Annotated in this window: 15 protein-coding genes, 2 tRNA genes and 1 rRNA gene; 12 read left to right on the forward strand and 6 right to left on the reverse strand. The window is 39.2% G+C overall.

The window, feature by feature from the left end; all coding sequences use genetic code 11:
• The 4 genes from dnaA to gyrB all read left to right on the forward strand — a co-directional run bounded on the left by dnaA (nucleotide 1) and on the right by gyrB (nucleotide 6,284).
• A complete protein-coding gene (gene dnaA / locus I9192_RS00005) occupies nucleotides 1–1,395 on the forward strand; it encodes a chromosomal replication initiator protein DnaA (protein WP_004823982.1) in 1,395 nt (464 codons plus the stop codon).
• A gap of 110 nt (nucleotides 1,396–1,505) precedes the next feature.
• Complete coding sequence (gene dnaN / locus I9192_RS00010) at nucleotides 1,506–2,654, forward strand: DNA polymerase III subunit beta (RefSeq protein WP_004823980.1); 1,149 nt, start codon at nucleotides 1,506–1,508, stop codon at nucleotides 2,652–2,654.
• 26 nt (nucleotides 2,655–2,680) lie between these two features.
• Complete coding sequence (recF, locus tag I9192_RS00015) at nucleotides 2,681–3,763, forward strand: DNA replication/repair protein RecF (protein WP_200150042.1); 1,083 nt, start codon at nucleotides 2,681–2,683, stop codon at nucleotides 3,761–3,763.
• A gap of 52 nt (nucleotides 3,764–3,815) precedes the next feature.
• Nucleotides 3,816–6,284, forward strand: a complete 2,469-nt coding sequence (gene gyrB, locus I9192_RS00020; protein ID WP_004823977.1) for a DNA topoisomerase (ATP-hydrolyzing) subunit B — start codon at nucleotides 3,816–3,818, stop codon at nucleotides 6,282–6,284.
• A gap of 162 nt (nucleotides 6,285–6,446) precedes the next feature.
• Here the strand turns inward: gyrB and I9192_RS00025 are convergent, their stop codons facing one another.
• A complete protein-coding gene (locus tag I9192_RS00025; protein ID WP_004823975.1) occupies nucleotides 6,447–7,454 on the reverse strand; it encodes a putative solute-binding protein in 1,008 nt (335 codons plus the stop codon).
• A 957-nt stretch (nucleotides 7,455–8,411) separates the two neighbouring features.
• On the reverse strand, nucleotides 8,412–10,346 hold the full coding sequence (locus I9192_RS00030; protein WP_100884260.1) for an ATP-binding cassette domain-containing protein: 1,935 nt from the start codon (nucleotides 10,344–10,346) through the stop codon (nucleotides 8,412–8,414).
• A 423-nt stretch (nucleotides 10,347–10,769) separates the two neighbouring features.
• Here I9192_RS00030 and I9192_RS00035 point away from each other — a divergent pair, with 423 nt between their 5' ends.
• A complete protein-coding gene (locus I9192_RS00035; protein ID WP_370469253.1) occupies nucleotides 10,770–11,774 on the forward strand; it encodes a putative solute-binding protein in 1,005 nt (334 codons plus the stop codon).
• 62 nt (nucleotides 11,775–11,836) lie between these two features.
• Here the strand turns inward: I9192_RS00035 and tyrS are convergent, their stop codons facing one another.
• On the reverse strand, nucleotides 11,837–13,051 hold the full coding sequence (gene tyrS, locus I9192_RS00040) for a tyrosine--tRNA ligase (RefSeq protein WP_151714494.1): 1,215 nt from the start codon (nucleotides 13,049–13,051) through the stop codon (nucleotides 11,837–11,839).
• 82 nt (nucleotides 13,052–13,133) lie between these two features.
• On the opposite strand from tyrS, the gene I9192_RS00045 reads away from it, so the two are divergent.
• Together I9192_RS00045 and I9192_RS00050 are read left to right on the forward strand one after the other, a co-directional pair.
• Nucleotides 13,134–14,261 carry an anhydro-N-acetylmuramic acid kinase gene (locus tag I9192_RS00045; protein ID WP_010591402.1) on the forward strand — a complete coding sequence of 376 codons (1,128 nt, stop codon included), beginning with the start codon at nucleotides 13,134–13,136 and terminating at the stop codon, nucleotides 14,259–14,261.
• Nucleotides 14,262–14,510: 249 nt separating this feature from the next.
• The gene (locus I9192_RS00050) at nucleotides 14,511–15,353 is read left to right on the forward strand and encodes an alpha/beta fold hydrolase (RefSeq protein WP_200026450.1); all 843 of its coding nucleotides are present in this window, start codon (nucleotides 14,511–14,513) and stop codon (nucleotides 15,351–15,353) included.
• Between the two features lie 70 nt (nucleotides 15,354–15,423).
• On the opposite strand, the gene erpA is transcribed toward I9192_RS00050, so the two are convergent.
• The 3 genes from erpA to I9192_RS00065 form a co-directional block, all read right to left on the reverse strand.
• On the reverse strand, nucleotides 15,424–15,759 hold the full coding sequence (erpA, locus tag I9192_RS00055; protein WP_004823963.1) for an iron-sulfur cluster insertion protein ErpA: 336 nt from the start codon (nucleotides 15,757–15,759) through the stop codon (nucleotides 15,424–15,426).
• Between the two features lie 129 nt (nucleotides 15,760–15,888).
• Entirely contained in the window at nucleotides 15,889–16,893 is a 1,005-nt protein-coding gene (locus tag I9192_RS00060) for a putative solute-binding protein (RefSeq protein WP_004823961.1), read from the reverse strand.
• A gap of 333 nt (nucleotides 16,894–17,226) precedes the next feature.
• Complete coding sequence (locus tag I9192_RS00065) at nucleotides 17,227–17,682, reverse strand: hypothetical protein (RefSeq protein ID WP_009584738.1); 456 nt, start codon at nucleotides 17,680–17,682, stop codon at nucleotides 17,227–17,229.
• Between the two features lie 202 nt (nucleotides 17,683–17,884).
• On the opposite strand from I9192_RS00065, the gene I9192_RS00070 reads away from it, so the two are divergent.
• From I9192_RS00070 to I9192_RS00090, 5 genes are all read left to right on the forward strand, one after another.
• Complete coding sequence (locus I9192_RS00070; protein ID WP_139420896.1) at nucleotides 17,885–18,952, forward strand: alpha/beta hydrolase; 1,068 nt, start codon at nucleotides 17,885–17,887, stop codon at nucleotides 18,950–18,952.
• 292 nt (nucleotides 18,953–19,244) lie between these two features.
• On the forward strand, nucleotides 19,245–19,811 hold the full coding sequence (locus I9192_RS00075) for a peptidylprolyl isomerase (protein ID WP_058971402.1): 567 nt from the start codon (nucleotides 19,245–19,247) through the stop codon (nucleotides 19,809–19,811).
• 423 nt (nucleotides 19,812–20,234) lie between these two features.
• Nucleotides 20,235–21,773 (forward strand): 16S ribosomal RNA (locus I9192_RS00080).
• 59 nt (nucleotides 21,774–21,832) lie between these two features.
• Nucleotides 21,833–21,909: transfer RNA gene (locus I9192_RS00085), tRNA-Ile, on the forward strand.
• A gap of 44 nt (nucleotides 21,910–21,953) precedes the next feature.
• A tRNA-Ala gene (locus I9192_RS00090) sits at nucleotides 21,954–22,029 on the forward strand.
• Nucleotides 22,030–22,243: the final 214 nt, after the last annotated feature.

Below are 22,243 nucleotides of genomic sequence, written 5' to 3' on the forward strand. Positions count from 1 at the left end.
ATGCTTTGGACGGACTGCTTAACTCGCTTGCGACAAGAGCTCTCTGATAATGTCTTTGCCATGTGGATTCGTCCGTTGGTTGCAGAAGAAGTCGAAGATACTTTAAAACTGTATGCACCTAATCCATATTGGACACGCTACATTCAAGAGCATCATTTAGAATTGATTTCAATCTTGGCAGAGCAATTATCTGAAGGTCGTATACGTAAAGTTGAAATTTTGGTTGATTCACGTCCAGGTGCAATCCTCTCTGCTGCTGAACAACCAGCAACGACTACTGCTGCTTTAGAACAACATACCAGCCCAACTATAGCATCGCCAAAAGTAAAAAAAGACAAAGAGCAAGACGTTGTTTCTGCAAAAAATGTGAAAAAGAGACAACTTAACCCATTGTTTAATTTTGCTTTATTTGTAGAGGGGCGTTCCAACCAAATGGCGGCAGAAACTTGTCGTAAAGTTTTGACTCAATTGGGTGAATCTCAGCATAATCCGCTGTTTCTTTATGGTCCAACAGGTCTCGGTAAAACACATTTAATGCAAGCGGTTGGAAATGCTTTATTACAGGCAAAACCAAATGCGCGCGTGATGTATATGACTGCTGAAAGTTTTGTCCAAGATTTTGTCAGCTCTTTGCAAAAAGGCAAGGTTGAGGAATTTAAAAAGAATTGTCGTTCTTTAGATTTATTATTGGTCGATGATATTCATCTATTGGCGGGTAAAGAAGCCAGTTTGGTTGAATTTTTCTATACATTCAATGCTTTATTAGATGAGTCTAAACAAATTATCTTAACTTCGGATCGCTATCCAAAAGAGTTAACAGAACTTGATCCACGTCTAGTCTCACGCTTTTCTTGGGGGTTGTCTGTTGGTGTAGAACCGCCTGATATCGAAACTCGAATCGAAATTTTACTGAAAAAAGCTGAAAGTAGTGGGATTGATCTCCCGCGAAATTGCGCATTGTTTATTGCTCAACAAGTGGTTGCCAATGTTCGTGAGCTTGAAGGCGCATTGAATAAAGTCGTCGCAATATCCCGTTTTAAAGGTGCTGCGATTGATTTGGAAGTGGTGCGTGAATCACTGAAAGACGTTTTGGCCATTCGTGCGCGGACGATCAGTACAGAAAATATTCAACGCGTGGTGAGTGAGTATTTCCGCATTCCATTGAAAGAATTAGTGGGTCCGAAAAGAACCCGTATTTATGCTCGACCGCGCCAATTGGCTATGGGCTTGGCTCGTGAATTAACTGGGGATAGCTTCCCGGAAATTGGTATGGCATTTGGTGGTCGCGATCATAGTACGGTCATGCATGCTTGTGAAAAAGTGCAGAGCTTACGTGATGAAGACCCAATTTTTAATGAGGATTATAAAAACCTCATGCGTCTGTTACAAAGCTAAAATTTGTACAAATTATACGCTTGCAATGCGGCATAAACTGCCGCATAGTACGTCATTAAAAAAATTTATTATCTGTCTTTTCTGTCAAATTTAGTTAGAGGATTTCCACCGTGCGTTTGAAAATCGCGAAAGAGAGCTTACTCAATGTTTTATCCCATGTGGTTGGAGCTGTTGAACGTCGCCATACTTTGAATATTCTTTCAAACGTGAAAATTCAAGCTACAAATCAAGCGCTTACCATTACTGGTTCAGACTTGGAAGTCGAGTTGGTTGCCAGCACAACCTTAGCGGATGGTGCATGTTTACAAGCTGGGGAAACAACTGTTCCTGCGCGTAAATTGGTGGATATCTGCAAATCCTTACCATCGGCTGCATTGATTGATTTACAGATTACTGAAGACCAGCGTTGTATTTTAAAATCAGGAAATAGCCGCTTTGTTTTGGGAACTTTGCCAGCAGAAGATTATCCATTATTGACCAATGAGCATAGTCAAGGCACACAAGTTCAAGTGACTGAACGTGAATTAAAGCGTTTATTTGAAAAAACCTCTTTTGCCATGGCTGTGCAAGATGTGCGTTTTTATCTGACTGGAACTTTATTGGAAATTGATGAAAATCAATTGCGTGCTGTGACGACTGATGGACACCGTTTGGCACTGTGCGAAACCTTAGCATCATCAACTGCAACCCAGTTGGTACAAGCGATTGTTCCACGTAAAGCGGTAGGGGAACTACAACGCCTTCTCAGCATCGAAGATGAACAATTGACCTTGTTGATTGGTCGCGAACTGTTGAATGTGACCATTCAAACACCAAGCCGTGATAAAGAGCAAGGTGACATTACTGTACGTTTCACGACAAAATTAATCGATGGTAAGTTCCCAGACTATCGTCGTGTGATTCCGCGTGGTGGCGATAAAGTGGTTCATATCCCGCATGATGTGTTCAAGCAATCATTACAACGTGTTGCGATTTTAAGTAATGAGAAATTACGTGGTGTGTTTTTGAATTTTAATGCAGATTCTTTGCAATTGCGTGCAAACAACCCTGAACAAGATGAGGCGATTGAGGATCTAGCCATTCAATACGCCAATGCACCTATGGAAATGTCATTTAATGCGCAATATATTTTAGATGTATTGAGTGTTTTAGATGGTGATGATGTTGCGATGACCATGTCTGAAGCAAATCAGTCGGTATTGGTTCAAGATCCAACCCAATCCAATCAAACCTATGTTGTCATGCCAATGCGTGTTTAATTGATTTATTTTTTAAATCATTTGTTATGCATATTACGCGTTTAAATATACAACGTGTTCGAAATCTTAAGACGGTTGCTCTCCAAGAGTTGCAACCGTTTAATGTTTTTTATGGACAAAATGGATCTGGAAAAACCTCGATTTTAGAAGCCATTCATCTATTGGCAACTGGACGTTCCTTTCGAACTCATATTCCTAAAAATTACATTCAAAACAATCAAGCTGATGCGATTGTCTTTGCGCAATCTATGACTGAAAAAATCGGTATGCAGAAACTACAGAGTGGTGAGCAACTGATTAAAGTCAATGGCGATACTGTGGCAACACAAGGGCAACTTGCCAAAATTCTACCTTTGCAACTGATTGATCCTTTAAGTACCGATATCATTGACCATGGCGCAAAGCCACGGCGACAATTGCTTGATTGGTTGATGTTTCACGTGGAACCAGATTTTTATCATGCATGGCAATATTATTCGCGAGCTTTGAAACAACGCAATACGTTGCTGAAATCGCAACGCAATCTGTCTTTGCAAGATTTGGAACCGTGGAACAAAATGCTCAGTGATTATGGTGAAATGTTGCATTCTCAGCGCGTCGAAATAGTTGATCGTTGGAAACAATATTTACAAGAAGATTTGGCGCAATTACTTCCAGATTTAAGCATTGATATGGAGTATAACACAGGGTTCCATGTGGAACATGGCTTAGCCAATGACCTCATTCAATATCATCAAAAAGATGTTGATCGTCGCTATACTGAATACGGTCCGCACCGTGCTGACATCCGACTAAAAACCTCAATGGGGGATGCTGATGTGGTACTGTCCAGAGGGCAAAAAAAGTTACTCATAATGGCGTTAAAACTCTCACAAATTGCCATGTTACATGCCTGTAATAAGGAAACTGTGGTATTATTAGATGATGTAACAGCAGAATTAGATTTAAGTGCACAACAACGTTTAATTGAGCGATTGAGCCAACTTGGTAGTCAAGTTTTTATTACCACACTAGACCATGAATCAGTAAAAAAACATTTGCATGATTTGTCTATTTCCTACCAGTTATTTCAGGTGGATCAAGGTCAGGTAAGTGTTGTTGCAACATGATTTTAGATTTTAACCAATTTTGGAAAGACCTATTTTTCACTAGGGAGAAACCATGAGTTCAGAAGATCAAATCGCTTCTCAGACAGAACAAACCAATGAAAAGGCTTATGATTCCTCTAGTATCAAAGTATTACGTGGTCTAGATGCAGTTCGTAAACGTCCAGGTATGTATATTGGTGATACTGATGATGGTTCAGGTTTACACCATATGGTTTTCGAAGTCGTCGATAATGCGATTGATGAAGCCTTAGCAGGTCACTGTGATGAAATTTTAGTGACGATTCATGAAGATGAATCTGTCAGTGTTGCAGATAATGGGCGTGGTATTCCTACTGATATTCATCCAGAGGAAGGTGTTTCTGCGGCAGAAGTAATTCTGACCATTCTACACGCTGGCGGTAAGTTTGATGATAACAGCTATAAAGTATCAGGTGGTTTGCATGGTGTAGGTGTTTCGGTCGTAAATGCACTATCGAGCAAACTTGAATTAACGATCCACCGTGCTGGGCATATTCACCAACAAGAATACAAACATGGTGATCCTGTATATCCCTTGAAAGTGATCGGTGATATTGAAACAACAGGAACCACTGTGCGTTTCTGGCCAAGTGCAGAAACCTTCAGTCAAACGATTTTTAATGTGGATATTTTGGCACGTCGTTTACGTGAGCTGTCATTCTTAAATGCTGGTGTACGTATTGTTCTTCGTGACGAACGTGTCGCTTTAGAGCATATCTTCGATTTTGAAGGTGGTTTATCTGAATTTGTAAAATACATCAATCAAGGTAAAACGCATCTGAATGAAATCTTCCATTTTACTACGCAAGCTGAAAATGGAATTGGTGTTGAAGTCGCATTACAGTGGAACGATACTTATCAGGAAAATGTGCGTTGTTTCACCAATAACATTCCACAAAAAGATGGTGGAACGCATTTGGCTGGTTTCCGTGCAGCATTAACACGTGGCTTAAACAGCTACATGGAAAATGAAAACTTACTCAAAAAAGAGAAAGTTGCCGTAACTGGTGATGATGCTCGTGAAGGCTTAACAGCAATCGTTTCAGTGAAAGTGCCTGACCCTAAGTTTTCATCACAAACCAAGGAAAAATTGGTATCAAGTGAAGTAAAACCTGCGGTAGAACAGGCAATGAACAAGGCTTTCTCTGAATACTTGTTGGAGAATCCTCAAGCAGCCAAATCGATTGCAGGAAAAATTATTGATGCTGCACGTGCGCGTGATGCGGCGCGTAAAGCACGTGAAATGACGCGTCGTAAAAGTGCGCTTGATATTGCTGGTTTACCAGGTAAATTGGCAGATTGCCAAGAAAAAGATCCAGCACTTTCTGAATTATACTTGGTCGAGGGTGACTCTGCGGGCGGTTCTGCAAAGCAGGGACGTAATCGTAAGATGCAAGCCATTCTTCCATTAAAGGGTAAAATTCTCAATGTCGAGCGTGCTCGATTCGACAAGATGATTTCATCTCAAGAAGTGGGAACGCTGATTACTGCACTAGGATGTGGTATTGGGCGTGAAGAATATAATCCAGACAAATTACGCTATCATAAAATCATTATCATGACCGATGCGGACGTGGATGGTTCACATATTCGTACCTTGCTGCTGACTTTCTTCTTCCGTCAAATGCCTGAGCTTGTAGAACGTGGTTATATCTACATTGCGCAGCCTCCATTGTATAAGTTGAAGAAAGGTAAACAAGAGCAATACATCAAAGATGATGAAGCGCTTGAAACTTATCTGATTTCCAATGCAATTGATGAGTTAGAGTTGCACGTAAGTGCAGATGCACCTGCTATTCGTGGTGTGGCACTGGAAAAAGTGATCTCAGATTATCAAACTTCACAAAAAAGCTTGAATCGTTTAACGCTACGTTATCCAGCAACTTTGCTGGATGGTTTGTTAAGTTTAGATGCTTATAAACTTGATCAAAATCATGATCAAAATTATGTACAGCAATGGGCGGAAAAGCTTCAATCTGCTATTGGTGCAGCTCAACCAAGCCTTCGTCCTGAGTTGAGTCTAGAGGCATTCGATAAAGACAATGCTGACGGAACTAAAACGACAGTTTATTTCCCACGTATTACCGTATATGTGCATAACTTACCGCATAGCTATTTATTAGATGCAGGTTTATTGGCATCGAGTGAATATAAACGTTTATTGCAAAATTCTAAGAGCTGGTTCAGTTTGTTGGAAGATGGCGCTTATTTGCAAAAAGGTGAGCGTAAAATCAACGTTTCAACCTTCCACCAAGTGTGGCAACACATCTTAAGTGACTCTCGTCGCGGCATGATGATCCAACGCTATAAAGGTTTGGGTGAAATGAATGCGGAGCAGCTTTGGGAAACCACAATGGATCCTGAAAACCGTAATATGCTTCAAGTGACGATTGATGATGCAATTGAAGCAGATCGTATGTTTGCGTGTTTGATGGGTGATGACGTAGAACCACGTCGTGCTTTCATTGAAGAAAATGCACTCAATGCTGATATTGATGCTTAATTGAAGAAATGCAGTGCAAAAAAAAGGGAATAAACTTTGGTTTGTTCCCTTTTTTTGTGATTAATAATTTAAATATATGATTCTAAATTTAAAAAGAGAGCAATAAAAAACCAGTTTATGAAAACTGGTTTTTTATTGTAAATATTGAAATACTCAATTGTATTATTCACCGCCAAGGGTACATTCAAAGTTGGCTTTATCTACTGAACAGCGTGCTTTTTTCAGTACTGACATCATACCTGCATCATAAATACCTTGTTTAGTCAGTTCTAAACGACCGTCACGCATTAACTTTTGATATTTAAGTTTATCTTCAGCCGTTAAATTCATCTTGTATTTTGCTGGAATGGTTGCTTCTAAACGGTTAATCATTGCGAAGCTTTTTGGCAAGTTTTTCACAAAATAATCGCGAGATTTTTGACCAAAACCAGCTGGGAATTTCTCTGGGCGAATAACAAAGTCAGCAGTTACTTGTAGAACTGGGAAGTTAAACATCGCCCCATTTGCACCTAAACCTTTTTGAATTTCAAGTGGTTTATAAGCATATGCAGGCGCACCAACCATATCAACTTGACCATTGTTGAATTTAGCAACAAAGTTAGTGATATCTGATGGTACTGCTTGTGCACCTACGCGCTGTACCAAGATTTTTTGTGCATTATCATAGCTCAATACCGCAAACTTTTTACCAGCAGCTTTTTCGATTGAGTTGATGTTTTTATCACGTACGAAAATAAATGCTGAACCTAATGGTGCGATCCCTGCAACTTCGTATTTTTTACCACCTAGGGTTGTGGTCATTTTTGCTGCATTACGTGCATCTAAAGCAAAAGTAATGGCTTTTTGTGCAATCGCATTACTTGGTACACCACCAATTGAATCGATTGAACCTACAAATTTATTATATTGACGTGCGCGCATTGCGGTCATAAACACGCCATCACATTTACCCGCTTTAAAATCGTTATCAGCAACAGCCTCATCTTGTTTAGGGATAAGATTAATATCTGCCCCCCAACTTTTTGCTGTCAATGCCCATTCTTGAGCCATCTGGAACGATTCACCAGATTTACCCAATAAGTCGAATACACAAACATCAATAGCAGCTTGAGATGCTGAGCTCACTCCAAGTAAAGAAGTAGCGGCAATAGCGAATGCAATTTTTTTCATATTTTCGTCCTGATCTATTTGTTCATCTTGAGGAACTTTCCTTAAGCGCAATATTAATCAGCTTTGTTTGAAAAAAATAGAGTATTTACTCCATTTATTTTTATTTTTTTGATAATTATTGTGAACTAGTTGGTTCATTTTATTACATATCCTTCATTTTCATAATTAAATCAAATTTTTAAGTAAGTGGTACTGCTTTTATTACAAATTGTTTGTATGTAACAAGATTGTGTAATTTTCACTATTTTTTACTCAATTTAACTTTTTTTAAAGATTAGATACACATTAAAAAAGCGACGAATAGACAAATTTTATACTTGAATTGTGACTGATTCTTGATCAAAATATTGTTGATAAGTCTGTGGGTAATTTTGGATTTCAAACGAATTTTGACTACAGAAAGTACAAACTTTAATGCTCAAATACCATAAAAATCTTAAAAAATGGACTGTGAAAATTTTTCAACAAACAGTAATTAAATCTTAGTTATCCACAATTGTTTAATCAGAAACGCTTAAATTTGAACAAGATTATCAGGAAAACACTCTATTTCTTAATTTTGTAGTAATTCTAATATGTTCCACGCTTGTTTTTTAAATTATAAATAAAAGTTATGTATCTTTTTGAGAGATTTTAGAGGCTTTGACTTAAAAAATTATTCCAAAATGGACTGGGTATTTTGCATATTAAAAATTGATCAGATCTGATCAGAAGCATCAGTTATGTTAAATGTGCATCAAGAACACATTAAAAATGGCTTTGATCGTTGAAAATCAAAAAAAGAATTGTCGTGGGAATAAAAAGGAATGAGATTGGGCGATGTTGCAGTGAACCATGAAGGATTTCATCAAAGATTTATTGCATGATTAAAATTTTATTTTAAGTTATTGATTTATTTGTGTTTTTGTAAATAAAACTAGAGGTGGATGCCTCCACCTCTAGCTGATTCAAAAAGCATTATTCGAAAGAACTTTCTAATGTTTCAAGTTCCATCATTAACTCTAGCATTTGCTCTTCAGCTTGTTCTAGCTTTGTTTTGAGTTCAGTCTGTTCATTCATTAATTTGAGTAAATCATCTTTACGATTTGCTTCATAAAGTACTGAATCTGCTAAAGATTCCTCAATTTCAACAAGTCTAGGCTGAATTTTGCCAATTTGGCTTTCAATTTTCTCTATATTCTTGCGAATCGGGCGGCTCAGTTCACGTTGGCGTGCGGCTTCTTTCCGTTGAGCTTCCTTGTCGACTTTAGAGATGCTGGTTTTTTCAACGACTTGAGACTGAATAGGGGCACTTGGTTTTTGACCATTTTTCATCATATCAATACGTGCTTGGCGTAACCATGCTGCATAATCTTGTAAATCACCGTCAAATTCTTTGCTTTCACCTGCATGAACCAAGATCAGTTCATCACATACTGACGCAATTAATTGACGTTCGTGTGAAACCAGAACCACAGCACCTTCAAAATCTTGTAGCGCCATAGTTAAAGCATGACGCATATCTAAATCTAAATGGTTGGTTGGTTCATCAAGGATGAGCACATTGGGACGTAACCAAACAATGAGTGCTAACGCCAGACGGGCACGTTCACCACCTGAGAAACTTTCACTAGGAGTGTCCATACGTTCGCCACTGAATCCAAAGCTGCCTAAAAATGAGCGTAAGGTGGCTTCACTAATTTTCGGATCTGCGATTCGTGCAAGTTGCAGCATTGGACTTGCATTGCCATCTAAAGCATCCATTTGATGCTGTGCAAAATATCCAATATTTAATAATTCAGAATCTTTGCGGACGCCTTGTATAAGCGCTAAATCACCTACCAGAGATTTAATTAGCGTCGATTTACCCGCACCGTTCATACCTAATAAACCGATACGGCTGGTAGGCGTGATCTGTAAATTAACATTGGTCACAATTAGTTTATCACCATAACCAATATCTGCATGTTCCAATGTAAGTAGCGGAGAACTCATTTTGCTGGGTTCTCGGAAACTAAACGTAAATGGATTATCGACATGCGCAGGTGCGAGTTCCTGCATTCGTTCCAGTTGTTTAATACGGCTTTGAGCTTGTCGTGCTTTGGTGGCTTTGGCTTTAAAACGATCAATAAATTTTTGTAGATGTGCTTTGGCTTCTTGTTGCTTTTCGAAAGCTTGCTGCTGTTGTGCTAAGCGTTCCGCGCGCGTAGTTTCAAAAGTAGAGTAATTGCCTGTATATAAGGTCAAGATCTGATTTTCAATATGTAAAATATGATCCGTAATAGCATCTAAGAAATCTCGGTCATGTGAAATTAAAATCAGTGTGCCTTCATATGCTTTTAACCAATCTTCTAACCAAAGAATTGCATCTAAATCTAAATGGTTGGTTGGTTCATCGAGTAAAAGTAAATCTGAACGACTCATCAATGTACGCGCTAAATTTAAGCGCATACGCCATCCACCTGAAAAGCTCGACACTAAAAGTTCAGATTGATGCTCAAAAAAACCTAGTCCAGCCATCAATTGTGATGCTTTAGAAGATGCTGTATAACCGTGAATTTCTTCAAAACGGCTATATAGGTGTGCGAGCTCATCATTACTTAGGTTTTCTGGATGATTTAATTGATCTTGAATTTGCCAATATTCTTCATCGCCAGACAACACAAAATCGATGGCTTTCATATCGAGCGCTTTGATCTCTTGAGCCATATGGGCAACAGTCCAAATATTTGGGCGAGTCAGACTGCCACTATCAGATTCAATACCACCGAGTAATGCTGAGAAAAGGGTGGATTTACCTGCACCATTGACACCCGTTAAACCAATTTTCCAACCAGGATGAAGTTGCATTGACGCTTTTTGAAATAAAATGCGTCCACCGCGACGAATTGAAAGTTGATCTAACTGAATCATAAGAAGCTGACTGTTGCCTATTGGATGCGATATATTAAAGGATAAATCCCAGAGTTCAAAAAATGTATTGAATAAAACCGAAAACAAATTGGTTTTAGGGTGACAAATCACAAAAAGAGAAGTGAATCTGACAGCATACTTCTTCATGTTGCTTGGATTACAACAGCGGAATGTTAATTTTTAGTATATTTTAACAATATTAAAATTTTATATATTTGATATTAATAATTGAATTTTAATTCGTTTTATTTTGAAGCTAATGCTAGTGCTAACTTTCCGATCAAAAAATGATAAAAATGCTTAAATTTTGTGTAGTATGTATCACATTATTATTTATTAAATGTGTATTAAAGCAATTTATTGTGGACAGAATTGTTTACATAAATTGCAATTTATCTGTAAATAAATATGGAAGTTTAGATGATGAATAAGGCTAGATATTTACTTCTTATTGTTTCTATTTTTCTGTCACCTTGGGCACAAGCCAAGCAAAATGTTTGTGTCTTCGATTTGTTGGGAAAGGCAGGTGAGTCTTATAAATTGATGGAAGAATGGGCTTTGGCAGCAAAAGCATGGGGTGCAGACGTCAATTTAACGGTATATCAGTCAGAAGAAATGGTGGATAAAAACTTTAAGACCAATAAGTGTGATGCTGCTGCCATGACCACTATGCGCTCACGTGAGTACAATAAATTTGGGGGTTCAATTGATGCTTTAGGTGGAATTCCCAACAATGAAATTGCCAAAAAAGCGATTAATTATGCTTTGGATAAACGCAATGCCAAGCGATTGGTATCTGAAAAAAATGGCATTAAATATGAATTGGTCGCGATCACACCTATTGGGATCGCCTATATTTTTGTTCGTGATCGTTCAATCAATACCCTAGAAAAGGGTAAAGGGAAAAAATTTGCTTATCTGCATTACGATATTGCACAAAAGATTGCTGTTGAACGGGTTGGGGCGATTGGTGTGCCTTCTGATATTTTTAATTTTGTTAAAAGATTTAATGATGGTGAAGTAGATGCCATTGCTTCACCAGCTTATGCTTTCAAGCCGTTAGAAATTTATAAGGGTATAGGGGCGAATGGGGCAATGTTTACTTATCCCGTAGTCAATGTGACGGCTGACTTAATTATTAAGTCCGATCAATTTCCTGATGGTTTCGGTATGAAGTCTCGAGAATGGTCAGTTAAACAATTGAACAGTTCTTTTAAAAAAATAGAAAAAATGGAAGCTGAAATTCCTGCAAAATATAAATTAAATGTGAGCAAAGACGATGCACTTCGTTATCAGAAATTGTTACGTGATGGACGCATAGAACTGACCAAAAGAGGGATTTACGATCCTGTAATGATGTCTGTATTAAAAAGGGCACGTTGTACTGTGGATCGTACCAATTTTGAGTGTTCGCTAGCAGGAGAATAAAAGTTGCTGGAGACAAAAAAGCCATCAATATTGATGGCTTTTCAAAGCAATTTTAACTGTAATTAGTCAATGAAAGTCACTTTGGCAATGGCTTTCTTACTGGCTTGAATCACTAGAGTCACATTTTCTTTCACTGTAAAACTAGCATCGACAACTTGCCAATCTACTTTAACTGCTCCACGTGAAACAGCATCTTTAGATTGAGCTGAATTTTTAGTTAAACCCGCCGCGCGTAAAATGGAAACAATCGAAATTTCTCCATTGTACTCGCCACGTGAAATGGTTACCTCTGGTGTACCTTCAGGTAATTCACCTTCAGTAATTAAGTTACCTGCACCTTTGTGGGCATGTTCAGCAGCTTCTGCACCATGGAATCGCTCAACCAATTCAAGTGCAAGAATTTTCTTGATTTCTTGAGGATTGCGCCCATCTGCCATTTCTTTGAGAAGAACTTCAATCTCATCCATAGACTTAAAGCTAAGTAACTCAAAATAGCGTTCAATCAAGCTATCAGGCATAGACAGCACTTTTTGGTACATTGCACCCGGCGCATCAAAGACACCAATATAGTTGCCCAAGGATTTAGACATCTTGTTGACGCCATCTAAACCTTCAAGAATAGGCACAGTGATACACACTTGAGCCTCTTGATCATAACGCCCTTGTAAGGTACGACCCATAAGGAGGTTAAATGTTTGGTCTGTTCCACCCAGCTCTACATCAGCTTCAAGTGCGATCGAATCATACCCTTGTACCAATGGGTACAAGAATTCATGAATGGCGATCGGTTGGTGACTGTTATAGCGTTTTGTAAAGTCATCACGCTCTAACATACGTGCAACGGTCTGCTGTGAAGCCAATTGAATCAAATCAGCAGCAGTTTTTGTTGCAAACCATTCAGAGTTAAAACGAACTTTGGTTTTATTTGGATCAAGAATTTTAAATACTTGTTCTTGGTAAGTTTTTGCATTCTCTAAAACTTGCTCACGTGAAAGTGGTGGGCGAGTTGCACTTTTACCTGTTGGATCACCAATCATCGCAGTATAGTCACCAATCAAGAACGTGACATCATGTCCAAGATCTTGAAAAGCTTTTAACTTATTAATTAAAACTGTATGACCCAAATGTAAATCTGGTGCAGTTGGATCAAAGCCTGCTTTAATTTTTAAAGGACGATTTTCTTTCAGTTTCTTCAGAAGATCTTCTTCAGAAATAATTTCATGAGTGCCTCGGCGAATGAGGGCAAGTTGTTCTTCAGCCGGCAGGAAATTTGACATTACAAAAACCCAAATACTTCAGTTAGACTATTTGTGCGATATACTAACATTTTTTCAGCATAATGCAGGCGAAGAATATCTCATGACAACAATCTATATTGGCGTAATGACTGGAACCAGCATGGACGGCGTCGATTTTGTTGCAGCTTCATTTGATCCTTTACATGTTCATGCCACACTTACCGTCGCTTTTGATCCTGATTTAAGGGATGAATTGATGGCTTTGACTTTACCCGATGATAATGAAATTGATCGAATGGGTAAGGCCGATGTGGCGCTTGCAACCATGATTGGAAATGGTATTAATCAACTAATACAAGAAAATAACTTAGATAGAAGCCAGATCAAAGCTATTGGCTCACATGGGCAGACAATTCGACATCGTCCAGAACATGGCTTTACCTTACAAATTGGCGATCCGAATATCATCACTGAGATTACCCAGATTCCTGTAATTTCAGATTTTAGACGTCGAGATATGGCAGCAGGTGGGCAAGGTGCACCATTGGTTCCTGCATTTCATCAGGCATTGTTCCAACATGCAACGATTCATCGTGTGATTCTCAACCTAGGTGGAATCGCCAATGTCAGTATGTTGCCTGCGGGGAATGAACAAGGTGTTTATGGGTTCGATACAGGACCTGCCAATATTCTCATGGATGCATGGTGTCATCGTTATACTGGGCAACCTTATGATGAAAATGGCAATTGGGCAGCTTATGGTCAACCGATTCGTTCCTTGTTGGATCGTTTGCAGTCACATGAATATTTTTCCAAAGAACCCCCTAAAAGTACAGGTCGTGAAGACTTCAATTTAGAGTGGTTGGATGAGCAAATTTCCGATTGGCGTAATGATTTAGAATATGATGAATTAGAAGATACGCCTGAAAATGTCCAAGCGACATTAATGAAACTGACCACGCGTGCAATCAAAAAAGCCATCTATCGTTCACCTTTAGATACTGGTGAAGTCTATGTTTGTGGTGGTGGTGCATATAACTCCCATTTGTTAGAACAACTTCGTTGGCGTCTGCGTAAACATAATTGGTCTGTGCAATCGACTTCTGCCTTGGGCTTAGCACCAACATGGGTCGAAGCAACGGCTTTTGCGTGGTTAGCAATGCGTTTTGATCAGCAGTTGAGTGGAAATTTACCTGCAGTGACGGGTGCAAAAGGTTATCGTGTTTTGGGAACGATTACTGCTGTTTAAGGTTTATCATCAGTAAGGTGCGCGTTTCACCTTACTGATATGAGATTTAGATGAAAAAATATAGGTCTATGACAATGTTTTCAAAAACTTGCCGATAAATTTAAGCATCATTTATCTGTAGTAAAACCCTAAGAACAGAATTTTTGTCGAACAATCATCGACCTGTTTAGCGTCAAGAATGTCCTGTACTGCTGTTAAAAAATCGTGAGTAAACTTTCAAGATCAGTAAAAATAAAATTTGAGATGCGCATGAGCTTAGCAATAGAAAAACAACGTATTGAGTCTTTTCAAAGAGAAGGTTTAACCTTTGATGTGATTGATTCAGGTCCTTTAGATGGACAGATTTTTGTGTTATTACATGGTTTTCCTGAAACCAATAAAAGTTGGACTGAAACCGCTGAGATCTTAAATGAACAAGGCTATCGAACTTTTGCTATTAATCAGCGTGGATATAGTCTTGGGGCGCAACCAGAAAATCGTCGGGACTATCGAAGTGCAGAGTTGGTGGAAGATGTAAATGCTTTATTAGAAATGATCCAGCAACCTGTATATTTGGTCGGACATGACTGGGGTGCTGTCGTAGCTTGGGAGGTTGCCCAGCATTATCCTGAAAAAATTAAACATCTCATTACGGTTTCAGTTCCACATAAAGCCGCATTTATGCGAGCAATGCTGAGCAGTAATCAACTATTAAAATCATATTATATTGGATTATTTCAACTGCCGAAGATTCCCGAGCTGTTGTTTGAAAAAGTCCCAAAATTAGGCTTAGGTCTATTAAAAGATTCAGGAATGACTACGAAACAACTTGAAGATTTTCAACAGGACATGGTGGCTGAACAACGTTTAAGCTATGCATTAAATTGGTATCGAGGACTTCCATTTAGTTCAAACCGCCATCTTACTCAACCGATTCGCGTTCCAACTTTGTTTATTTGGGGCAAACATGATTCAGCAGTAAGTGCAAAAAGTGTCGAATTGAATCATCGTTATATTGCTGCACCTTATAGAGAAATTATTATGGATGCAACACATTGGATTCCTGTTCAAAATGCCAAAGCATTGAGTCAGTATATTTTAGAAACGATTTAATATTGATGTTCTAACCATAAAAATGCCCTCACAAGAAGAGGGCATGATTTGATTCAAAATATGCTTTGAATTAAATGGAGAATGATGAACCACAGCCACATGTGGTTGTTGCATTTGGATTTTCAACAATAAAGCGAGAGCCTTCTAGACCTTCAACATAATCTACTTTTGAGCCAACAAGATATTGGTAACTCAACGAGTCAACTAACATTTTTACATCGCCGTTGATAAATTCTGCATCATCTTCGTTCATGCTTTCAGCAAAATTAAATCCATAAGAAAAACCAGAACAGCCGCCACCCGTTACATAGACACGTAACATCAAATCTTGATTACCTTCGCTATCACGAAGTTGGCGAACTTTATTTGCAGCATTGTCGGTCAGCTCAAGTGCTTGGGCGGTCATGATATTGTTCCTCATATTTCGAATGGCTTAAACAAAAAGACCATATATTCAGTATAACATACTCAATATATGGTCAGTGAGTGAACTTTAAAGTAAATTCAGACTAAATTTATCGGATTTAATCTAGATTTATTTATAGTTCTCATCTTGTAGGGCACACTCAAAGTTTTTAGGGTCATTTTTACAACGGAATTGCCAAAGAATTTTCATCATTTGCTTATTGTAAACACCTTGCTTGGTTAAGCTGATACGCGACTCACGCATTAACTTTTGATACCCTGGTTTATCGCCTTCAGGCACCTGCATCCAGTATTTAGCAGGAATATCTGCCTTCATCTTACCAATAATACTGTTGGCACGAGGAAGCTGAGTTTTAATCCAATCACGAGACTTTTGACCATAACCAGCTGGGAATTTATCAGGGCGAATAATAATATTTCCAGTCACTTGTAAAAGTGGATAATTAACAATCGCACCTTTACTGCCTAGACCTTTATGTAACTCTAGTGGTTTAAATACAGCGGCAGGTGCACCAATAATATCAACCTGCCCATTGTTAAACTTACTCCCAAAATTGGTTACATCGGCGCTTACAGCTTGAGCACCAATTTGTTGAACCATAATCTTTTGGGCTTGGTCATAGTCAAGAACTGCAATTTTTTTCCCTGCTGCTTTGGCAACAGTATTGATGTTACGGTCATTGACCATGAGGAAAGCATCACCAACAGGAATTACCCCGACCACTTCATACTTTCCATTGGTCATGTATTTGGCAAAATTTGGACTAGCAAGTCCTTGCATGATTTTTACCGCAAGATTAAGGTCAGGAATCGCACCTATGGCATCTAAAGAGCCTGTAAAGCTATTAAATTGACGACCACGCATTCCCGTAATACTGACAGCATCACATTTACCAGCTTTAAAATCTTCAGCAATGACGGCTTCATTAGAATTTACTTTTAATTCAAGATCTGCACCCCAGTTTTTCGCTGCAAGTTGATAATCTTTCATTAATGTAAAAACGTCGCCATTTTTACCAACCAAATCAAACACACACATGACTTGTTTTGCTTGAGTAGTAGAGACAGCAGCCAAAAGACCTGTAGCAACAATGAGGGCATGAGACCATTTCATTATTTTTTTCCTTTCCATGATCAATATTATTCATGTCCAACCAAACTGGACTTTTTATCAAGAATTTAATTCAGGATATGATTTATTACACAATCAAATATTCCACTCAATTCATTCATTTCCATGGTCATAATTTGAGTGAAAGTATCATTTGACATTAGCCAAATCATTGCCTGAAATGAATGAAATCACAATGACTTAAATGACAAAATTTCAAATCAGAATATAAACCTGATCATTTGGCAAATGGTCTTGTAAAACCTTGATTTTTGTTTTTCAAAGCTTCATTGCATTTGCTAAATTGACAATAGCATTGAGGTGTAGTTTGAACCCTTAGTCTTTATTGTTGTCACGCCCTCGACGATCATCACGTTTTTTATCACGTTGATTTTGTCGGTCGTGCTGTTGCCATTGTTTTGGGTCAGCTCTATTGTCCCAGCGACGATCATGATTAGATTTGTTATTCCACTCTTGTCGACGTTGTTCCCAATGCTGTTTTCTCATTTGATCACGTTTTGCTTGTTCATATTGCCAACGTTGTCGATCATGCTGAGCTTGGCGCCGTTCTTGTTCAATCCGCATTTGTTGTATACGATAGGCACGCTCACGTTCCCAACGCTGACGGTCATTGTTGCGGTCATATCTTGAATCATAGCGTGGAGTATAGCCATAATCACGATAAATCGGTTGTCCATAACCGCGTGTGTCATAACCCTCATCGGGAAATGCAACACAACCCACAGCAATAATAGATGTTATGAGCGAAACAAATAATGCTTTGATAGCCATAAGTTGTCTCCGTGTAACAATCAAAATAGCAAAAAAAAACTGAGATATAGCAAAATAGTCAATGACAAGTCATTTTAGTCAGATTAGCGTATTTAAAATTTATATTTGTATATCGATGACGAGACTTGTATAAGATTATAGTCAGTCAATTCCTGATCATGTAGAAAATATGAAGAATTTGGACATTTAAGGAAGAAACATAATGGTTGCTTTTCAACGTAATATTCATGAGTTAGTCGAAAAGGGGCAAGGTTCAGCGGGGCGTGCTGTAGATCGTTTACCGACATTTGCACAAGAGTCTTTAAGCAAGTTATTGGGATATCCTTACCAATTCCCTCAATTGGACAGCTTTACCAAATGTTTAATGGCTGCTCAACTCAAGCAAGGTAAAGTAGGCTTTATTGGTGCAAATGTAGAACGCTCTAGAAAGCAGTTTGAATCACAAATGCAATCTATTACCAATAAACCTACCCATGTTCAGTTTGTAGAAGATATTCGTTTACCATTACAAAGTGGTAGTGTTTATGCGCGCCATTATCATCCCGCACCAAATAAAAAATTACCAATGCTTGTTTTTTACCATGGCGGTGGTTTTGTCGTGGGGAGTGTTGATACCCATGATGAAGTGTGTCGATTAATTGCAGCACATGCAAAAGTTCAAGTTTTAAGTATTGAATATCCACTCGCTCCAGAAGTTGGACCTCGCGAATTGATCCAGTCATGTGAAGATGCTCTGGCTTGGGTATATCAAAATCGCCGTCAATTTAAAATCCTAAAAAGTCGAATTGCGGTTGGTGGAGATAGTGCAGGTGGCAATATTAGTGCAGTCGTGGCACAACGAACAGTAAACTCAGTATATGCACCACAAGCTCAATTTTTAATTTATCCTGCAGTTGATTTTAAGAGTCGACATCCGTCCTTCTTTGCTTATAAAGATGGTTTGGTTTTAACAGGTTCTGATATTGATTATGTGACAGACTATTACGTCACACGTTTTAATGTTGCCTTGGATGATCCAATCATTTCACCAACCAATGGTCCTCTCAAGAAACTTGCACCAGCCTTTGTGATCACAGCAGGGCATGATGTATTGCATGATGAAGGTAAAATTTACGCCTACAAACTCAGACAAAATGGTGTCAAAGTTCATTACCATGATTATGAAGATCAAACTCACGGTTTTATCAACCTAACACCAGTATCACGAAAAGCAAAAAAATACGTCATTGAAATGAGTAAAGAGTTTCGTAAATTTTGGGATAAACAATAAAGCCGATCGCATATTGAGTATCAACAACTATTGTTTCACGTGAAACAATAGTTGTTGATCAAAAAACAATCAAGCTAAGTAGAAAGCAAAATACATAAGATAGCTAAGCTGACCATATATAAAGATACTGAATATAAAGATGCTGAGACCATTTAAACAATTCGAACTTCAACTTTATCTCTACAGATTAATGTAGAGTATTGGTAAAGGTGGTGAAATGTCATTTTTCAATCATATAAAAGCACACTAATATAAGCGCAAACTTATCAAATCAATTTAAGGAAAAAAGACAATGATTAAGAAAATCGGTATGGGTGTTGCTTTGGGCATTCTTATGCAACCCGTATTTGCCAATACAGATATGCAAATCAAAACCAACTTGGGCAACATCAATATTGAACTATATGATGATCAAGCTCCAATTTCCGTTAAGAATTTTAAGAGCTATGTAAATAGTCAATTCTATAATGGCACCATTTTCCATCGCGTTATTCCTGGCTTTATGATCCAAGGCGGTGGCTTCGATAGTAATATGAAAGAGAAAGTAACACAGGCGCCGATTCAAAACGAATCGAGTAATGGTTTAAAGAACCTTCGTGGCACTTTAGCAATGGCGAGAACCAATGCACCAAATTCAGCAACCAGTCAATTCTTTATTAACGTTGCAAATAACGACTTTTTAAATAAATCTGCGGGTAACCTAGGTTACGCCGTGTTTGGTAAAGTTACTCAAGGACTCGATATCGTAGATAAAATAGTGCAAACCCCTACAGCAACAGTCGGGATGTATCAAGATGTACCTAAACAAGCTGTAAAAATCATCAGTATTCAAACCATAAAGAGCAATGTCAAAAAATAATTAAAAAATAAAGCAGAAATATTTTGGTCATATTTCTGCTTTATTATTAAAAGCTTACGCCACAATAAGTCTAAAAATGAACCAAAATAGTGCATAAAAATACAACACTCAATAAAACAATCAGTTAAAAGCACTTGCTTGTGTAAGAAATTGCCCTATAATGAGCTCATCCCGACGCGATACAGCAAACAAACTTAGCTTAGAGGGTTAAGTTGTTGAATGTTTATTGCGTCTTATTTGTCACTGACGAAGTGGTAAATTGATCATTAAGAGAATATGAAGAACAACTTGTGTGGATTTTTACTGATTGATTAATCGAAATATTATCATTGATTGATTGGTTTAAATTACTCGAAGTTTATTTGAGAGAATTTGTCAGTACATTGATGAGCCAGAATTGTGACCTTAAGTCACTAATGATTTTAACTGAAGAGTTTGATCATGGCTCAGATTGAACGCTGGCGGCAGGCTTAACACATGCAAGTCGAGCGGGGGAGATTGCTTCGGTAATTGACCTAGCGGCGGACGGGTGAGTAATACTTAGGAATCTGCCTATTAATGGGGGACAACATCTCGAAAGGGATGCTAATACCGCATACGCCCTACGGGGGAAAGCAGGGGATCACTTGTGACCTTGCGTTAATAGATGAGCCTAAGTCGGATTAGCTAGTTGGTGGGGTAAAGGCCTACCAAGGCGACGATCTGTAGCGGGTCTGAGAGGATGATCCGCCACACTGGGACTGAGACACGGCCCAGACTCCTACGGGAGGCAGCAGTGGGGAATATTGGACAATGGGGGGAACCCTGATCCAGCCATGCCGCGTGTGTGAAGAAGGCCTTATGGTTGTAAAGCACTTTAAGCGAGGAGGAGGCTCTTTTGGTTAATACCCAAGATGAGTGGACGTTACTCGCAGAATAAGCACCGGCTAACTCTGTGCCAGCAGCCGCGGTAATACAGAGGGTGCGAGCGTTAATCGGATTTACTGGGCGTAAAGCGTGCGTAGGCGGCTTTTTAAGTCGGATGTGAAATCCCCGAGCTTAACTTGGGAATTGCATTCGATACTGGGAAGCTAGAGTATGGGAGAGGATGGTAGAATTCCAGGTGTAGCGGTGAAATGCGTAGAGATCTGGAGGAATACCGATGGCGAAGGCAGCCATCTGGCCTAATACTGACGCTGAGGTACGAAAGCATGGGGAGCAAACAGGATTAGATACCCTGGTAGTCCATGCCGTAAACGATGTCTACTAGCCGTTGGGGTCTTTGAGACTTTAGTGGCGCAGCTAACGCGATAAGTAGACCGCCTGGGGAGTACGGTCGCAAGACTAAAACTCAAATGAATTGACGGGGGCCCGCACAAGCGGTGGAGCATGTGGTTTAATTCGATGCAACGCGAAGAACCTTACCTGGTCTTGACATAGTAAGAACTTTCCAGAGATGGATTGGTGCCTTCGGGAACTTACATACAGGTGCTGCATGGCTGTCGTCAGCTCGTGTCGTGAGATGTTGGGTTAAGTCCCGCAACGAGCGCAACCCTTTTCCTTACTTGCCAGCATTTCGGATGGGAACTTTAAGGATACTGCCAGTGACAAACTGGAGGAAGGCGGGGACGACGTCAAGTCATCATGGCCCTTACGACCAGGGCTACACACGTGCTACAATGGTCGGTACAAAGGGTTGCTACCTAGCGATAGGATGCTAATCTCAAAAAGCCGATCGTAGTCCGGATTGGAGTCTGCAACTCGACTCCATGAAGTCGGAATCGCTAGTAATCGCGGATCAGAATGCCGCGGTGAATACGTTCCCGGGCCTTGTACACACCGCCCGTCACACCATGGGAGTTTGTTGCACCAGAAGTAGGTAGTCTAACCGTAAGGAGGACGCTTACCACGGTGTGGCCGATGACTGGGGTGAAGTCGTAACAAGGTAGCCGTAGGGGAACCTGCGGCTGGATCACCTCCTTAACGAAAGATTGACGATTGGTAAGAATCCACAACAAGTTGTTCTTCATTGATGTATCTGAGGGTCTGTAGCTCAGTTGGTTAGAGCACACGCTTGATAAGCGTGGGGTCACAAGTTCAAGTCTTGTCAGACCCACCAAGTCTACTGAACACAGAAGAGCAGATATATTAAGATCTTAAGCTGGGGACTTAGCTTAGTTGGTAGAGCGCCTGCTTTGCACGCAGGAGGTCAGGAGTTCGACTCTCCTAGTCTCCACCACTACTACGCAGTTACCTGATTAAAAAAGATTGATTATAGAAATTAATGAACTGAAGTTTATAGAGTTTATTAACTTCTGTGATTTATCACAGTGAACTACTTGCTGACGAGGCGGTAGTGAATCATTAACAGAATATATTTGAGTTGAAATAATTGTTTAACTCGTTTTATGAAGCTTAACAAGCAATTGTTAAAGCGGAATGAAATGAGAACT

Origin of the sequence: Acinetobacter bereziniae, from assembly GCF_016576965.1 — a bacterium.
In the GTDB taxonomy this organism is placed as follows: Bacteria; Pseudomonadota; Gammaproteobacteria; order Pseudomonadales; family Moraxellaceae; genus Acinetobacter; species Acinetobacter bereziniae.

Excerpts from the sequence above, each read along its gene's own strand:
- I9192_RS00060 (WP_004823961.1), bottom strand. The coding sequence starts at position 16,893 with ATGAAATGGTCTCATGCCCTCATTGTTGCTACAGGTCTTTTGGCTGCT.
- I9192_RS00030 (WP_100884260.1), bottom strand. The coding sequence starts at position 10,346 with ATGATTCAGTTAGATCAACTTTCAATTCGTCGCGGTGGACGCATTTTA.
- I9192_RS00070 (WP_139420896.1), top strand. The coding sequence starts at position 17,885 with ATGGTTGCTTTTCAACGTAATATTCATGAGTTAGTCGAAAAGGGGCAA.
- erpA (WP_004823963.1), bottom strand. The coding sequence starts at position 15,759 with ATGACCGCCCAAGCACTTGAGCTGACCGACAATGCTGCAAATAAAGTT.
- recF (WP_200150042.1), top strand. The coding sequence starts at position 2,681 with ATGCATATTACGCGTTTAAATATACAACGTGTTCGAAATCTTAAGACG.
- dnaA (WP_004823982.1), top strand. The coding sequence starts at position 1 with ATGCTTTGGACGGACTGCTTAACTCGCTTGCGACAAGAGCTCTCTGAT.
- I9192_RS00065 (WP_009584738.1), bottom strand. The coding sequence starts at position 17,682 with ATGGCTATCAAAGCATTATTTGTTTCGCTCATAACATCTATTATTGCT.
- tyrS (WP_151714494.1), bottom strand. The coding sequence starts at position 13,051 with ATGTCAAATTTCCTGCCGGCTGAAGAACAACTTGCCCTCATTCGCCGA.
- gyrB (WP_004823977.1), top strand. The coding sequence starts at position 3,816 with ATGAGTTCAGAAGATCAAATCGCTTCTCAGACAGAACAAACCAATGAA.
- I9192_RS00025 (WP_004823975.1), bottom strand. The coding sequence starts at position 7,454 with ATGAAAAAAATTGCATTCGCTATTGCCGCTACTTCTTTACTTGGAGTG.
- I9192_RS00035 (WP_370469253.1), top strand. The coding sequence starts at position 10,770 with ATGAATAAGGCTAGATATTTACTTCTTATTGTTTCTATTTTTCTGTCA.
- I9192_RS00075 (WP_058971402.1), top strand. The coding sequence starts at position 19,245 with ATGATTAAGAAAATCGGTATGGGTGTTGCTTTGGGCATTCTTATGCAA.
- I9192_RS00045 (WP_010591402.1), top strand. The coding sequence starts at position 13,134 with ATGACAACAATCTATATTGGCGTAATGACTGGAACCAGCATGGACGGC.
- I9192_RS00050 (WP_200026450.1), top strand. The coding sequence starts at position 14,511 with ATGAGCTTAGCAATAGAAAAACAACGTATTGAGTCTTTTCAAAGAGAA.